Origin of the sequence: Anabaena sp. FACHB-595, assembly GCF_048568275.1 — a bacterium.
Classification (GTDB): Bacteria; Cyanobacteriota; Cyanobacteriia; order Cyanobacteriales; family Nostocaceae; genus Trichormus.
In genome coordinates, this window is the sequence record NZ_CP183473.1 from 1,468,092 (window position 1) to 1,484,372 (window position 16,281).

General features: G+C 41.1%; 15 protein-coding genes. 9 read left to right on the plus strand and 6 right to left on the minus strand.

What is annotated here, in order from left to right; all coding sequences use genetic code 11:
* Positions 1–5: 5 nt before the first annotated feature.
* Entirely contained in the window at positions 6–158 is a 153-nt protein-coding gene (locus ACN222_RS06145) for a hypothetical protein (RefSeq protein ID WP_168370995.1), read from the minus strand.
* A 531-nt stretch (positions 159–689) separates the two neighbouring features.
* Between ACN222_RS06145 and clpP the strand changes: the two genes are divergently transcribed.
* Positions 690–1,304 (plus strand): ATP-dependent Clp endopeptidase proteolytic subunit ClpP, encoded by a 615-nt coding sequence (gene clpP / locus ACN222_RS06150; protein ID WP_010995410.1) that lies wholly within the window; start codon positions 690–692, stop codon positions 1,302–1,304.
* 360 nt (positions 1,305–1,664) lie between these two features.
* On the opposite strand, the gene ACN222_RS06155 is transcribed toward clpP, so the two are convergent.
* The gene (locus ACN222_RS06155) at positions 1,665–2,498 is read right to left on the minus strand and encodes a hypothetical protein (protein WP_010995411.1); all 834 of its coding nucleotides are present in this window, start codon (positions 2,496–2,498) and stop codon (positions 1,665–1,667) included.
* 955 nt (positions 2,499–3,453) lie between these two features.
* Here ACN222_RS06155 and ACN222_RS06160 point away from each other — a divergent pair.
* The 3 genes from ACN222_RS06160 to ACN222_RS06170 all read left to right on the plus strand — a co-directional run bounded on the left by ACN222_RS06160 (position 3,454) and on the right by ACN222_RS06170 (position 7,434).
* Positions 3,454–5,805 carry a ribonuclease R family protein gene (locus tag ACN222_RS06160; RefSeq protein WP_096637251.1) on the plus strand — a complete coding sequence of 784 codons (2,352 nt, stop codon included), beginning with the start codon at positions 3,454–3,456 and terminating at the stop codon, positions 5,803–5,805.
* A gap of 17 nt (positions 5,806–5,822) precedes the next feature.
* A complete protein-coding gene (locus ACN222_RS06165) occupies positions 5,823–6,452 on the plus strand; it encodes a flavin prenyltransferase UbiX (protein ID WP_010995413.1) in 630 nt (209 codons plus the stop codon).
* 316 nt (positions 6,453–6,768) lie between these two features.
* Entirely contained in the window at positions 6,769–7,434 is a 666-nt protein-coding gene (locus ACN222_RS06170) for a hypothetical protein (protein WP_010995414.1), read from the plus strand.
* Between the two features lie 116 nt (positions 7,435–7,550).
* Here ACN222_RS06170 and ACN222_RS06175 read toward each other — a convergent pair whose 3' ends face one another.
* Entirely contained in the window at positions 7,551–7,745 is a 195-nt protein-coding gene (locus ACN222_RS06175; RefSeq protein WP_011317426.1) for a hypothetical protein, read from the minus strand.
* Positions 7,746–9,153: 1,408 nt separating this feature from the next.
* Here ACN222_RS06175 and ACN222_RS06180 point away from each other — a divergent pair.
* The 4 genes from ACN222_RS06180 (at position 9,154) to ACN222_RS06195 (ending at position 12,413) form a co-directional block, all read left to right on the plus strand.
* Positions 9,154–9,699 (plus strand): shikimate kinase, encoded by a 546-nt coding sequence (locus ACN222_RS06180; RefSeq protein WP_010995416.1) that lies wholly within the window; start codon positions 9,154–9,156, stop codon positions 9,697–9,699.
* 235 nt (positions 9,700–9,934) lie between these two features.
* On the plus strand, positions 9,935–10,828 hold the full coding sequence (argB, locus tag ACN222_RS06185; RefSeq protein ID WP_010995417.1) for an acetylglutamate kinase: 894 nt from the start codon (positions 9,935–9,937) through the stop codon (positions 10,826–10,828).
* Positions 10,829–10,930: 102 nt separating this feature from the next.
* Positions 10,931–11,452: a tetratricopeptide repeat protein gene (locus ACN222_RS06190; RefSeq protein WP_010995418.1), complete on the plus strand. Its 522-nt coding sequence runs from the start codon at positions 10,931–10,933 to the stop codon at positions 11,450–11,452.
* A 100-nt stretch (positions 11,453–11,552) separates the two neighbouring features.
* Positions 11,553–12,413, plus strand: coding sequence for a DUF3153 domain-containing protein (locus ACN222_RS06195; RefSeq protein WP_010995419.1), 861 nt, complete (start codon positions 11,553–11,555; stop codon positions 12,411–12,413).
* 66 nt (positions 12,414–12,479) lie between these two features.
* On the opposite strand, the gene pdxH is transcribed toward ACN222_RS06195, so the two are convergent.
* Positions 12,480–13,124: a pyridoxamine 5'-phosphate oxidase gene (pdxH, locus tag ACN222_RS06200; protein ID WP_010995420.1), complete on the minus strand. Its 645-nt coding sequence runs from the start codon at positions 13,122–13,124 to the stop codon at positions 12,480–12,482.
* Positions 13,125–13,579: 455 nt separating this feature from the next.
* Between pdxH and ACN222_RS06205 the strand changes: the two genes are divergently transcribed.
* The gene (locus tag ACN222_RS06205) at positions 13,580–14,668 is read left to right on the plus strand and encodes an AI-2E family transporter (RefSeq protein WP_010995422.1); all 1,089 of its coding nucleotides are present in this window, start codon (positions 13,580–13,582) and stop codon (positions 14,666–14,668) included.
* Between the two features lie 13 nt (positions 14,669–14,681).
* Here ACN222_RS06205 and ACN222_RS06210 read toward each other — a convergent pair whose 3' ends face one another.
* Both ACN222_RS06210 and ACN222_RS06215 read right to left on the minus strand, forming a co-directional pair.
* A complete protein-coding gene (locus tag ACN222_RS06210) occupies positions 14,682–15,326 on the minus strand; it encodes a DUF1361 domain-containing protein (protein WP_010995423.1) in 645 nt (214 codons plus the stop codon).
* A 418-nt stretch (positions 15,327–15,744) separates the two neighbouring features.
* Complete coding sequence (locus ACN222_RS06215) at positions 15,745–16,224, minus strand: hypothetical protein (protein WP_096637252.1); 480 nt, start codon at positions 16,222–16,224, stop codon at positions 15,745–15,747.
* Between the last annotated feature and the right edge of the window lie 57 nt (positions 16,225–16,281).

Here is a 16,281-nt window from a genome sequence, read left to right on the forward strand (position 1 = left end):
AATATTCATTGTAAAGAACGGAAAAAACTCACCAGTGATGCAGGGACTTCTGGCGTGGGTGTAACTGTTCTAGTTTGGATTCTATGATTTGGGTTAATTCCTGCTATCAGGTGGAGCAAGAAAGTGATGATGGCGGCTTGCACAAGTTTTTCTAGCATGGCAGGTCTCCCTCGGTTGATAGCATTACTAGCGAAATTAGTTAGTCTAACTACACTCTGTTATCTTGGTTTAACGGATTTCCGTTAAATATCCAGTATCCTGGCTGATGAAAAAGCTAAAGAAATATTGAATATTCAGGATGCAGAACTGATTTAGGTCAAGATGGTATTCCGTCCACATTTGGCGACGGCATTCCGCCCACCGTAGGCGATCGCCAAGCTACATAATTGAATAGCGAGCCTGAAAATCAGGTGGGCAATTGTCAATAAAGGTTGATTTTTCTTTCTCTAACTAGAAGAGCCATTTCTCTAGACGCATCTCACTATCAAAAGTGCCAAGAGGATGATGTGCATCTGCACTAGGAGGGACTGGGGACTGGGGACTGGGGATTGGGGGAGCAGGGGCAGCAGAGGAAGCAGGGGAAACAGGGGAAACAGGGAGTAAATGTCATTCCCAATACCCAATACCCAATACCCAATACCCAATACCCAATTGATAAGATGGATGTAAATTAGCTACAAGCACGCTGCATGACTATTCCTATCGTTATTGAACAATCAGGTCGAGGCGAACGCGCCTTTGATATTTACTCACGGCTATTACGTGAGCGGATTGTCTTTTTGGGTCAACAGGTTGACAGCAACTTGGCTAACTTAATTGTTGCTCAGTTACTGTTTCTAGATGCGGAAGACCCAGAGAAAGATATTTATTTGTATATAAATTCTCCTGGTGGTTCGGTAACTGCTGGTATGGGAATTTTTGACACCATGAAGCACATCCGCCCTGATGTTTGTACCATCTGTACAGGATTGGCGGCAAGTATGGGTGCTTTTCTCCTTAGTGCTGGGGCTAAAGGTAAGCGCATGAGTCTACCCCATTCGCGGATTATGATTCACCAACCTCTAGGCGGCGCTCAAGGTCAAGCAACTGATATTGAAATTCAGGCGCGAGAAATCCTTTACCACAAGCGGCGGTTAAATGATTACTTAGCCGAACACACTGGTCAACCCATTGAGCGCATTGCCGAAGATACTGAACGTGACTTTTTCATGTCACCAGATGAAGCCAAAGATTACGGCTTAATTGACCAAGTAATTGACCGTCACGCTGCTGGTAGTCGTCCAGTGGCGATGGTTGGTCAGTAGTCAATAGTCAGTTGTGTTTCATGTGGTTTAACGTGAGTTAGACGGAACCTAACCCCAACCCCTTCCCTACAAGGGAAGGCTGCTCAAAACCCATAACTGAGTACCAAAGAACCAGGTTTTTAAGCCTCTCCCCGCGTCGGGGAGAGGTACCCTGCGGGTTCGCCGTAAGGCGTTCTCGTAGAGTAGCAAGCTATGGAGAGGGGTTATTCCGAATTTATAAAACTCACGTTGGTTTAATAACCCTCTTATGGAACCAACCCCTGAGACAGGTTTCTGGGCTGAAGGCCATTGGCATAACGACCTTACAGCATACGAACCCCACTGACAACTGACAACTGACAACTAACCACTAACAAAAGATTAAAACCCTGCAATTGGGTCTGGTTGAGATTCTAGGTGTTTGAGGAAGCTGTGTAATTCGTCTTCTGTTAACAACGTACGTCCCCGCTTTCCGTAGGTTTTGATTAAATATTCTCTTCCTTGCTCTGGTGTCCAACCCAAGCGCTGCAATTCGACATCAGTTTTAGCAATTACATCTGATAAATCTACAGGCTCGGCTTTTTTCTTTTTCTTCCCTGTGCCGCCTGATATGCTGGTTACGTTCTCTTGCGGACTGTAGCTTCGGGGCGTGAATGGGGTGACATTACTATTAACTACTTCTGTTATGGTAGGAATTTCTGGCTGTTGTGCCGTCAATGGAGATAGGTCTTCAATTGGCGGTTCCAGTTCTGGTTCGTAGTAGTTAATATCTGGTAATTTCTGGTTGAAATCTGGAAGTGGTTTCTCAGTTTTACTACCGTTGGATGTTGCTGTTTTAACTGAGGTATTATTCAGTGCATCTTTGCTTTGATCATTATTGTTGGTAACTGACCAACTATTTTTGCCAAAATCCTCATTTTGAATCGAGGTATAAGTAGACTCATGAGAGATAGGATTGGCCTGTACCTGAGATATGAGTTTTGGGGAAGGCGCTATTGATGCCTGTGGTGTATCTGTGATCCCCAAAACGGTCAGCGCTCTATTTCTTGCTTGGTCTTCGGCGGCTTCCACAGTTTCTGCTGCTGCCATACCAGTTGCGCGAGTGATACCTTCAATTTGGACGCTTGCCCGAACGATATATTTTCCCTGAAAAATTTGGACTAATTCAGAAATTAAACTGCCGTTGGGGTACAAGCTCTGGAATTGAGCCAACATAATACTGCCACCAAATCTAAATCTATTGAATAATGGGGTCGATGCTACCTGTTTACCCCAGCCACTGGTTACACTTTTGAGATTTTTGATCCTACCGAAGTTATCAACAAACTTTTGTGGGATGAGAAATCTTGGTAAATGTGACTAACTTTTTCCTTTAAGGTTTCTCTCTGGATATATTTTAATTTACATCCACTTACCTCTTATGTGGGTAAAAATATCCGTTGTCTTAACCAAGAGCAAAAAATGTAACCACAAATTACGAATTATTACAATAGCTTAGTGTAGAGTCGATTTTTCGTTTCTACTCACTAATTCTAAGTGACTTGGCTATTAATGCTATACTGTTTACCCAATTCAATATCCAGAACTATTTTCTGGAAGTGCGCTCTAAATCTACAATAATGGAGATAAGGTTCGCCCTCATTGCTTATTAAGCTGCTACCTAATTGTTACCGATTCTACATATGGGCAAATTGGGTGATTCAGCAGTTTCTCCTAGTAAAAATCAGAGTATCATGGCGTAAAAGTACCTTCAAGCTAGACAATCAAACACCTGTATTTTCCCCTACATAGCGCTTTTGGTCAGCGTAGAGAGTAAATCTTAAAACCAGCCTCTCAAAACCAACCGCGTAATTACCTGATGGGGCAAAATGTAAATCAGGCGTAGTCTCTCAGTTTGGTTAGATGAAGGAACATAAGCACAAGCTAACTCTGAGTTTGTCGTGCAGTGAGAAGTTCTTCAGAAGTTTACTCCTGCAAAGAAGTAACCTACGCGGAGCGACTTATGAAGAAGCAGCTTACCTTTCGGTTGGGTTAATTTCCTTTGTGGGAATTTCGGGAACTCAACTTGGGGGTAATTCGTGTCCAGCTAGTATCCGTAAGCCGTGAGGGTATACGGCAAAGAACCAAATTCAAGCAAAAATGATGTTTTGACCAAAGGTCGGTTCACTGCATGGAATTTTCAATCGCTACACTCCTTGCCAATTTCACCGATGATAAATTGGTGGCTCGCAAAGTTTTGGAAAAGAAACTGGGATGCGAGGACGAAGACAGTTTAGAAAAACTCCACATCGCCTTGGAAGTGCTGGAGAGAATTGGGGTTTTGGCAAAAGAACGCGGGAAGTATCGCCGCATTTCCGAAGAAGGGATGATCGAAGCAAAGCTACGTTGTTCTAGTAAAGGCTTTTGCTTTGCCATTCAAGATGTGGAAGGGGCTGAGGATATTTATATTCGTGAAAGTCATCTGAGTAATGCTTGGAATGGCGATCGCGTGTTGGTACGTGTTCTCAAAGAAGGCAGTCGTCGCCGTTCTCCTGAAGGAGAAGTTAAGCTGATTTTGGAACGTTCCAATCACACTTTACTGGCACGGATTAAACAAGTAGAAGGCGGTTTTCGTGCTGTCCCTCTGGATGACCGACTGCTGTTTGAGTTGAAAATTCAAGCCAACAAACTCAAGCTAGAAGAGGCAATTGATCACCTCGCCCACGTCGAAGTCCTGCGTTATCCTCTAGCCCAATATCCGCCAGTGGGTCGTGTAGTCCAAATTCTGGGCAGCGATGCGGAGGCGGCGGCTGATATAGATTTAGTTACCTGTAAACATGATTTATCACGTAATTTCCCTGAGTCAATATTAGATGCAGCCGCTAAGTTACCCAAAAGGCTACTCAAAGCAGACCTAAAAAATAAACTAGATTTACGCAATCTATTTACCTTTACTATTACTGGCATCAATAGCGACACTAAGGTAATAGAAAATGCCATTAGTTTAGAAAAAACAATAGCTGGCAATTGGCAATTAGGTTTTCATATTGCTGATGTATCTCACTACGTCCAACCAGATGAACCTTTAGATAGGGAAGCAATCAAACGGGGTCGGTCGGTGTATTTGGGAGACTTGGTATTATCCATGCTACCCGATACTGTAGCCGATCGCGCTTCGTTTGTGACTGGGAGCGATCGCCTGGCACTGTCTTTTTTAATTACGATTTCTTCCCAATTAGGAGAAGTTTTGGAATGGGAAATTCAACCCAGTGTCATTAACGTAGATAACAACGTCAGTAAACAGCAAGCAGAAGCAATTCTCCAAGGTGCAGCTACTAAAAAAGACTCGCCACAGATTATAGAACGGCTACAAAACTTAACCACTATTGGGCAAGCCATCAAGGAATCGCGTCTGGCTCGCGGTAGCTTACAGTTAAATCTGCCGTCGAATCAAAACCCTTATTATGATGAGGGCAGTTTAGGGGCTGTACTAGTGAATGATTCCCCAGTGCGATCGCTGTTGATGGAATTAGTGTTACTAGTTAATGAATTAATTGCTACCCATTTGAGTGCTTTAGGTATCCCCGCTATCTGGCGCACTCAAGGCACACCAGATTCGGAAGATGTCCAAGAAATGCTGAAACTGGCGATTAATTTAGGGGTAGAACTAGCACTAGAACCAGAAGTAGATATCGAACCCTTAGATTATCAACAGTTAACCAGGGCTTTTGCTGAGTCTCCCTCAGAGCAGGTGTTAACTTATCTCCTGCAAGATACCCTCAAGCCTGCGGTGTACAGTACTACCAAAGCCTCTCACTTTGGTTTGGCACTACTACAATACACCCACTTTACAGCCCCTCTACGCCGTTACCCAGACTTGCTGATGCAGAGGGTGTATTATCAGCTACTAGAACATGGGCGTGATCGCCGTAACACCAGAGTCAAAGAACGAGTCAACCTGCGCCACTCCTCCAGCCACTCCGAGATTAACTGGAACGTGTTAGCCCCAGAGTTGCAGCAGGAAATGCAAAGCGACTTAACTAGGGTGATTATCCAAATCAACGACAGGGAAAAAGAAGTCCAAGAAGCCGAAGCCGATTTAGCTGGACTGCAAAAAGCCCAACTGATGAAACAGCGCATTGGTCAAGTCTTCCAAGGTGTGATTACTGGCGTACAATCCTACGGTTTCTTTGTAGAAATCGAAGTTCCAGCCGCCGAAGCTGCAACTAATCCGGGTGTACCTTTGCGGGTGGAAGGGTTAGTACACGTCAGTTCTCTCAAAGATGACTGGTATGAATACCGCGCCAGACAACAGGCACTATTTGGCAGAAAAAATCGCGCTTCTTATAGATTAGGCGATCGGGTTTCCGTACAAGTCAAGAGCGTCGATTACTATCGCCAGCAAATCGATTTAGTCACTGTTGGTAGTGATGGCTTAGTTAAAAATTTAGGTGTCGGTAATGTCAATGGTGATATTTCCGATATTTACCTACCAAACGACATGGAATCAGATGATTTAGACTCTTATGCAGATGAAGAATAAATTTTGTTAAGTATCTGGTGTCACAACATAACAAACCTCTGATTATCGGCGTATCAGGAGCATCTGGACTGATTTACGCCGTCCGCGCCCTTAAATATCTGCTCACAGCCGACTATGAAATTGAATTAGTTGCCTCTAAATCAACTTACATGGTTTGGCAAGCAGAACAGGAAACTCGGATGCCATCAGAACCAAAACAACAAGAGCAATTCTGGCGAGAACAAGCCGGAGTTGCTCTCTCTGGCAAACTGCGTTGCCATCCTTGGAGCGATGTAGGAGCCAATATCGCCAGTGGTTCCTTTCGCACTTTGGGAATGATTGTGATTCCTTGTAGTATGAGTACAGTAGCCAAGCTAGCGGGTGGTTTGAGTTCTGACTTACTAGAACGGGCTGCGGATGTGCATCTCAAGGAAGGACGTAAGCTAGTTATTGTTCCCAGAGAAACGCCCTTCAGCTTAATACACCTACGAAACTTAACCACCTTAGCTGAAACTGGAGTCCGAATTGTCCCCGCCATCCCTGCTTGGTATCACAACCCACAAACTATTGAGGACTTAGTTGATTTTGTCGTTGCTCGTACTTTAGACCAACTCGATATCGATTGCGTACCTCTAAAGCGATGGGAGGGCGGTAAGCATAATTCGTAATTACTAACAGCCTGCGGCTAGGTTAACGCCAACGAAATTCGTAATTAATTCAGGTGTTATTTCTTTACAGTTATGGATGTCAAACAAGAAAGAACAACGGTTTCTTTCCCCTTTCCTATTTTCCATACAGCATCTGCCCTTTGTCTAAGCTTTATCATGGGTTTAAGAGTAAAAATTGAAAACTACGTAGGCGAAGCCTCGCCGCAGGCTATAACAAATTACGTAGCTTGCTTTCCTTTGGTACGCTACCACGCACTCGCAAGCTACATGAAGCGTATCCGTAGGATTCACCCGTAGGGTATTACGAATTATTTATATGGCTGTAATTCGCTTAACTTTATTAGTAACAGTACTAGGTGGACTAACACTTTTGTTAGTACAGAATTGGTCGCCAGTTTTACCTCTGGTGTTTTTGGGGATGCGAAGCCAGCCGTTACCATTGGCTCTGTGGATACTATTTAGTACAGCTGCTGGTGCTGGCACATCTTTATTAATAACTAGCTTATTTAAATTATCTAATTATTTTCGGGGGCAACCACGTCAAGTTACCCCTAAATCAACCACTACCTCTAACCGTAGTACAGCGAATCGCAAAGAAGAATTTACACCTCCCCCATCTAACCAAGCACCACCAAATAAAACTAACTACGCTGCTCGTGATGAGTTTGACGATTGGGAAAGTAACGGTGCAGATGATGACTGGGATTTTGAAGAAAAGCCAGGGAATACACCAACTAACAATTCTCAAGCTGAGTCATTTCCAGATTCCTCAACTTATGAGCGCCCACAAAAACCTAAAAGCGGCTCTCAGTCAGGTTCTACATATTCCTACAGTTACCGAGAACCAAAAAACACCGCAGCAGGTAAGAGCGAATCTGTTTATGATGCTGATTACCGAGTTATTATTCCTCCATATCAGCCACCAAATAAAGAGGTAGCCAACGATGATGAGGAGGATTGGGGTTTTGATGATGATGAATGAAAGCGCTAAGTGCTAAGTTTTATTGACTGTAGCGAGACGTATAGCCAATTTTGAGTCACAGATGTAATTCTCCCCTACACACGCCAGTTTGATCAAATAGGGGAAACCACCTACCTTTACTTAACACCACATCGTTCACGAGACTCCTGCTTGACTTTTCCGTTCATAGCAGCTTCCTGCAAACTCATAAACGCGTTTAAATCTTCTGAATCATAATGAGTAGTCAGTAAGTAACGTAGCTGATTTTCTGCTTCAACTGTTAGATAACCTGTTGTTAAAGCTTGTTGCACAACATCACGAATTCGAGTCATGGTTGATGCCTCATTACACACCACATTAATTAATTTGAGCTAGCGACCTGAGAATATGCAGTATTTTTTATACTTAAAGTGTCAATTTTAGTAAAGCTGTTTGATGCTGTTTTAACAGTAGTGTCGTCATTTTTTACACCTTTGTCTTTAAAAATATTGATTAAAGCTAGTTAAATCTAAAGGTAAAAATATAGTTCATGTGCTGTATAAAACACCGTATTATGTCCAAATGAAGTGGCTCCGTCAAGGATAAAGTCAGGCTTGTTTATATTGACTGAATTTGTCTGATTAAAGTTTCAAAGAAGCTTTATTAAATTTCCTTTAAACCTAACCATACTTAATACATTACTACGAAGTCACCAGATTAAAGTTATTAAAATAGTTATAAATTTACCTGCAATTTATTTTGGCTGTATAGAATAATTATCAACAAATTTTCTAAGTTACATTGAATACACATCTAATAGTGATAACAACAGTTAGTCTCAATAAATCGATGAATTTATAGCGATTACAAACAGTTTATAGCCAAAAAAATTATACATATATATTGGTATCCAATAAAGAGAAGCCTTTGACACAAGTAAAAATAATTCTCAAGGAATGAGTATTCGCATGATTTTATTCCAGCAGAAATTATGAATATTCTTAATCACAGTTTTAGCAGTATTGTTAGAGAACTCCTTTGTTATTCTTGAAATATATCTAGAGGAAGCACTACACCTGTAAACTTTTCCCGTTCTCAAGAAGGTAGTGTATTGTGTTCCCTCAGTTACATAAACTAGTGTCACAGGATTTTAGGCATTGATAACTCTACTTCAGCCCCAAGGTTACTGAATTGTTATGTGCAGGCACAGGCCAAGATCACGAATCAAATGAGATTGCTATGTGAGGGTTTATTTATTTAATGGGTCTGCAAAATCTGGGAAAAAATGCTGAGGCTGGAAACAAGATACTTTCTAAAAGTTAAAAATTTACATCAAGTAACTTATGTACCAGAAACCGATAACTTACTACTAAGTAGAACAGGGTAAATAATTAAAGCTTTGTAGTGAGAACTTTAGTTCTCTCTGCGAGACGCTCCGCGAACAAAAAAGGAATAAAGCCCTGACTACGAACTCAATGTTAGTTTTTTAACATTACTTAACATGGGTTGCTTTTTTCAAGTTGTTCTACTTACAAATTGTTAACGGCTTTTTCAACCAATTAAGGTCAAGAGACTTAAAAACGACCTGATTATATTACCTGGCGATCGCTAGTTTTTGCACCTACCCTAAAGCAGATATTAGATAAACTTATATAGTGATGGGCAAGGCTGATTGTATTATGGTTTCTTGAGCATCACCCATCCTACTGGGGTTATTTTCAATCAACACAGCAGATTCTGATAACGGAGAATTAAACAAGAGTGAGTAGTTTATTGCAGGGAGTTAACCTATACTTAATCGGCATGATGGGCGCTGGTAAGACTACAGTAGGACATTTACTCGCCAAAGAATTGGGTTATGGCTTTTTAGATACTGATAATGTGATTGCCCAAGCTACTAAAAAATCTATCAATGAGATATTTGCCGAAGCAGGGGAAGCCGGATTTCGCCAGATAGAAAGCGATGTGTTAGCCCAGGTTTGTTCCTATACTAAGTTGACTGTAGCGACAGGTGGCGGCATTGTGTTGCGGCGAGAAAATTGGAGTTACCTACACCACGGTTTAATTTTGTGGCTAGATGTGCCAGTAGATATACTCTATGCACGTTTAGCGGCAGATACAACAAGACCACTTTTACAGGATGATGACCCAAAAGGCAAATTGCGATCGCTCCTGGAACAACGCACACCGCTTTATTCGCAAGCAGATTTACGCATCTGTGTCAATGCAGAAGAAACACCAGAACAAATTGCCAATAAAGTTATGCAGGCAATTCCCAGCGTCTTGAAACAAACTGCCTCTAATTAGTTAGGACTTACGCACCCAGATTTTCTGTTGAGGCTGGGTGTAAGGGTGTAGGGGTGTAAGGGTTTCAAACATTTATACCCCTACACCCCTATACCCCTATACCCTTCTCCAAACCCTTGATCTTTCGTTTTCATGCGTAAGTCCTATTAGTAATTCATAATTCGTAATTCGCAATGAAAGCAACAATTAGGAATTATACTGACTGGATAAATATATAAGTTTCCACGGCTCCTCAATGATGGTCAACGATATTGAGTATATCAGGCAAGCTGAAGCTACTCGTGTGCAGGTACTAAGCGAAGCACTACCTTATATTCAACAATTTGCCGGTCGCACCGTTGTTGTTAAATATGGTGGTGCGGCTATGAAAGATAGCCACCTCAAAGACCAAGTTATCCGCGATATTGTCTTTCTATCCTGCGTTGGGTTGCGGCCAATCTTGGTACATGGTGGCGGCCCGGAAATTAACAGTTGGTTAGATAAGCTGGGAATCGAAGCACAGTTTAAAAACGGTCTACGAGTCACTGATGCTCCCACAATGGATGTGGTGGAAATGGTATTGGTAGGTCGAGTTAATAAAGAAATTGTCTCTCTAATTAACCAAGCTGGCGGCTTGGCAGTAGGGCTTTGTGGTAAAGATGGTAACTTAATTACTGCCCGTCCCCAAGGTCAAGAGGGCATTGGTTTTGTCGGGGAAGTAAGTAACGTTAACATCAAAATTTTGGAAACTTTAGCCAGTAACGGCTATATTCCCGTTGTTTCCAGCGTTGCCGCCGATGACTCAGGACAGGCTTATAATATTAACGCCGATACTGTGGCTGGTGAAATTGCTGCCGCCTTAGGGGCGGAAAAACTGATTTTATTAACGGATACCAGAGGTATTTTAAAAGATTATCAAGACCCTGGAACATTGATTCCCAAAGTAGATATTCGGGAAGCCCGCGAATTAATTAATAGTGGTGTTGTTAGCGGTGGGATGATCCCCAAGGTTACTTGTTGTGTGCGATCGCTCGCTCAAGGAGTCAGAGCCGCACACATCATAGACGGTCGTATTCCCCACGCCTTACTACTGGAAATTTTTACTGATGTGGGTATTGGGACAATGATTCTCGGTTCTCAGTATAGTTAATTTATAAGGGTATGGGTAATGGGTACTGGGTAATAGGGGCTAATCTTCCCCCCCCCACCCCCCACTCCCTATTTTCCAGTTAGTGCTGATCGGTGGGCAAAAGTGAGTACAGAAAGTTTAGAACTGGCTAAAACTCGATATCAAGCGGGTAAATTTGCTTTTGAAAATGGGCAATATCGAGAAGCGGTAGAAAATCTCGAAAAAGCCAGCGCCTTAGTCGCGCGTAACTCCCGCCTTGGGGGTGAGGTAGAAATTTGGTTAGTTACAGCCTATGAAGCGGCTGGACGTACAGAAGATGCGATCGCCCTTTGTCAGCAACTTCGTCGTCATCCCCACTCCGAAACTAGCCAACAAGCCCGACGTTTGCTTTATATCCTGCAAGCGCCAAGATTGAAAAGACCCAGTAATTGGATGACAGAAATTCCTGATTTGGGCGCACTGTCTGACAATGAAGCCAAAACTCGTGTTATGGCCAAGCCACGTAAACCTACAGAAAAAAAAGCACCTGCTGAAGTCGAATTTGTTGATCTTTCTCAAGTCAATACCAAAGATAATCGCTTCATTTGGCTTGCTTTAATTGTGATTGGTTTAACTATTTCATATTTGGTTTGGCTGGGTTTTTAGGAGGGGGTAAAAAAAGATGACTGTTGATTGTTGACTGTTGAAGGTTAACTAATTACAACTGACACCCATAGCGCAGTAAATTTTGAGGAGAACTATATTAATGAGTTATGGTAATTTTGGTAAAAGTTTCAGAAAAATCATCAAACAGGTTAAGTTTTTTCTGTCAAACTTAACTGCTAAAAACAAACTTCGCAAACCCATTTTTTTATTAGTACTGTTAACATCACTGCTATTGACTGGCTGTGTGCAGTACGATGTAGGTGTCAATTTTGATAATTCTAATCATGGTCAACTGGTACAGCATATCAAATTGGCAGATAGGCTGACTAGTTTTAGCGGTGATTATGTATACGAATGGTTAACCAGCATAGAACGGCGCGCCCGGAAACTAGAAGGCAATGCCAAACGCATTTCTCCAGAAGAAGTAATTGTGACGATTCCTTTTAGTAATGGTCAAGAATTACAAACAAAATTCAACGAATTTTTTAATTCCCGCGCCCATCAAACAAATGACACTGAAGCAGGCACAGAAAATTCAGAATTTCCTAAGGTAGAGTCTAATTTGTTATTGACGCAAAATAACTTTCTTTTGGTAGTTAGAAATCAATTAATTTATGACCTAGATTTGCGATCGCTCTCTTTAATCGCCAATAAAGGTAATGTTTTAACAGATACTGGTTCCATCCTTGATTTAAAATTTGCCTTAAAAACACCTTGGGGAGCCAAAAGCATTCAAAGAACAGAAACTGCCGTACCACCAGAAAAGCAAAGCGGACAGCTAGTGTGGCGATTGCAACCCGGTGAACTCAACCATATAGAAGTAGTCTTTTGGCTACCCAGTCCTTTGGGTATTGGTGCTTTATTAATTGTTCTGTTTGTTTGGGGTGGATTTTACCTCAGGTATACATTTATGCCAGACCCCAAACTACAATTAGCTACTAAATCCGCCGTAGCAGAATAGTGATGAGTGTTGAGTAGTTAGCATCTCAGATTCTTGGTGGTATTCTACTCAGCATTCGGAACTATATTAAGGAGATAATCGGTGAATTTCCCAACTGTGATCATTTAAAAGAGTATAAAGCAGGCGATCGTGTAGGCGACTAGAGCGTCCTTGCCAAAACTCTATCTCTGAGGGGATCACTCGTAACCCCCCCCAGTGGGCAGGTCTAGGAATCTCCTGATTTTCATATTTATGTTGAAATTCCTGCATTCTTTGCTCTAAAACTTCTCGGCTAGCGATGATTTCGCTTTGATTCGATACCCATGCACCCAGTCGGCTATTAGCAGGACGACTGTAGAAGTAGTAGTCTGATTCACTTTCTGAAACCTTCTCTACCCTACCTGAAATTCTGACTTGGCGTTCTAATTCTGCCCACCAAAAAACCAAAGCTGCTTGGGGATTTTCCGCTAGTTCTTGACCTTTGCGACTGTTATAGTTGGTGAAAAAAACAAAACCCTGTTCATCAAAGTCTTTGAGCAATACCATTCTCGCGGAAGGTTGACCATCTGGTGTACTTGTAGCGATCGTCATAGCGTTGGGTTCTGGAAGTTGAGCTGCTAAAGCCTGCTCAAACCACTTTTTAAATTGTATGAAAGGATTAGGATCAACCTCGATTTCACTCAAACCCTCTAGGGTATAATCCTTGCGGAGGTCAGCTATGGTTCTATCCATAATGATTTAGTTCCTTGTTATCTGATAGATCGGCACACTTGCTTGTTAAGACTATCTATCATGATGATCACTGACAATACCACCTATTGAAGTTCGGGCAATTCTGACGATATACTTGTTTATCTTAAAAATGGGTAATATATAATACATGAATAAATCTAAAATACAGGTATGGTGAGAAATGCCCACTCCAACAATAAGGGGCTTCTAGATTAAAAATCATTCAAAATGTAAGGTGCGTCAGTGCGATATGACCTAGCTATATTCATAAATTATTCATACTGACGCACCCTACCAAACCGTCAATTTCGGATGATTTATTTTTTGGTCTTCCCTAATCAAATTCTTATAGCTCATAGGTAATTGCCACAGCATATAAGTATTTCCAGTATTTAAACGAGCATCATACATACTACATAAATTCTTCCCCAGAGTAGCGGAAATCGATTGCATCAATGCGCCGTTCTTCATCCCTTCAAAGTTTACTCATTTATGGTCTGAGCGGCCCGGTGATCGCTCTGAATGTCTGGCTATTGTCCGTACTTTTTCGCTATTTTCAAAATCCTTTGACAATCCTGAGTCTGGCGGCGATTTTAGCTTTCTTACTAAATTATTTAGTAAAATTTTTTGAACGCGCTAGAATTACCCGCACTCAAGCTGTTGTTATAGTTCTGCTGGTTACCTTAACTTTATTCGGCATTTTGACAGTTACTTTAGTGCCGATGCTGATTGACCAAACAGTCCAACTATTAAATAAGATCCCTGATTGGTTAACAGCTAGTCAAGCAAACTTAGAGCATTTTGAGAGATTTGCCAAGCAGCGACGTTTACCCCTTGATTTGCGGGTTTTGAGTAATCAAATAAACGCTAGTATTCAAAGTGTAGTGCAGCAACTTGCTTCTGGTGCGGTGGGATTAGCTGGAACGTTGCTCTCAGGATTACTCAACTTTATATTAGTGGTAGTGCTGGCATTTTATATGCTGATATATGGCGATCGCGTCTGGTATGGTTTGATTAATTTACTACCATCGAAAATCAGATTCCCCCTAACCAAATCTTTGCAGCTAAACTTTCAAAATTTCTTCCTCAGCCAGTTGTTGCTGGGGTTATTCATGATTGTCGCCCTTACCCCCATTTTCCTGATTCTCAAAGTACCCTTTGCTTTATTATTTGCCATACTCATTGGAATTTCTCAACTGATTCCTTTTATTGGCGCAACTTTAGGTATTGGGTTAGTAACAATTTTGGTACTTTTGCAAAACTGGTGGTTAGCAGTGCAAGTGGCGATCGCCGCAATTATCATGCAGCAGATCAAAGACAATCTCTTAAGCCCCAGGTTACTGGGTAATTTTATTGGACTTAACCCAATCTGGATTTTTGTAGCAATTTTGATGGGATATGAAATAGCAGGTTTATTAGGAACACTAGTTGCTGTTCCTATTGCCGGCACAATTAAAGGAACTTTCGATGCTCTTAAGGGTGGCAAGTCAGATGACTTTATGTCAACAGTCACTATCGACCATGACTCACCTAATGATGAATAGTTAATCGTCAATATTAGTATTCAGTACCCCTTGATCTGCTCCCTATCGGATTATTTCGCTGCATCACAAAACCTAAGGATACTCGTTTCATGATTAAGTACAAAACTAACAGGATCACAAAACTAGCAATAATAATAATCAAAGGCTGCTTTCCTAAAAGTTCTTCTATACCCCTAGTCAATACAGCATCTGGTTGAGTAATAAAATCCCAGCTATTAAATCGCAGAAATCTACCCCAATAAATGCCGATCGCACACAAAGCATGAGTGATTAATTCAACCTTTAAAATCCATTCGCTTTTATCAATGCGGTGTAAATAATAACCTAAATTGATTAAAGAGATAACGTAAGCTTCAAATCCTGCTAGGATCACCAGCAAATAAACAGGAATTAGCACTAAGGTAATCATCCATACCGATTCAATGGTGCGAATGTCGTGTATTAAATGAATTACATCAGTTAATAAATAAGGTGCGTTAGGTAAAAAAGCATAGAAAACTAAAAATCCTAGCCACCATAGCCAAGAGCGTCCGCTTCTGGTGCGGAACAGCCAAACACTCAAGAGCAAAGGTATAAAAGCCAAAAATAAATTCCAAGTCATCCAACGCATATTTATACTCAAGACTTGCAACACTCTGGCTAATAATTCTTCTTTCATAGCTGTTTGCTCTCAAAAGGTATAATTAGGCTGAATTGTATTTGCTAAAAAATCGTGTATTTTTATACACCTATAAAACACATAATATTTCCCAGATGAAGGAGAATATAAACTAATCACAGAACCTCAATTTCTTAGTTTATATTTGTTTTTGTGTGAATAACATAGATGAATCCTGACAAGCCACAGTATAGCGATAAAATTATTGGTGGTAAAGCTATTCTCATAAAAGGATTATCAATAACTGTAGTAAGAAATACTAAAAAACAAAGTAAAAATACTGTCTAACTACTTCTCTTTTTTAGCTTCCAGATTAATTACAATCTGCTGGCGTAAGATTCCTGAATTTTCCAGATAATTCAGGATTTACCACAACTAAAAGGGTAATTTAATAAAAGTAAGCGGTTTGATCAATTACCTACTCAGGCTGATTGCAGTATTTATTTAGTTCCTTAACTAAAGTATCCGCTTCTTTGCCAGTAGTATTTGCTACTTTAGTAAGAGCCGTATCAATTTCCGTCCTAGCCTTTTTTAGTTTTTCTTTACCTGTGGGTGATTCTTCCGCTAATTTGGCTGCACCAAGCGCCTTACCTGCTGTGGCGATCGCCTGACTAATATTTTGGAACACTTTGATGAAACCAGTTTGAAATTCCTTCAGATTTGGATCTGTGAAATTAAGTTCTGCTAAAGAGGTTGTAATGGCTTCTAAATCCTTTGATAGTTGTAAGCTTGTAATGACTTGTTGTCCTTTGTTTTGCTCAATCAGGGAATTTCCCGCATTTACTACCTGAATGAGTCGCTGACATTGGGTGGTTTTATCTTCAAAACAACCAGTAAGCAATAAAGAGATAGTTATACCAATAGGAATAATAAAATTATATTTGCGCCGAGCCGACATACATTCTCCAAATGATAATCTAACCTCGACAATCATAGCTAATAAAAAAACCCAGAT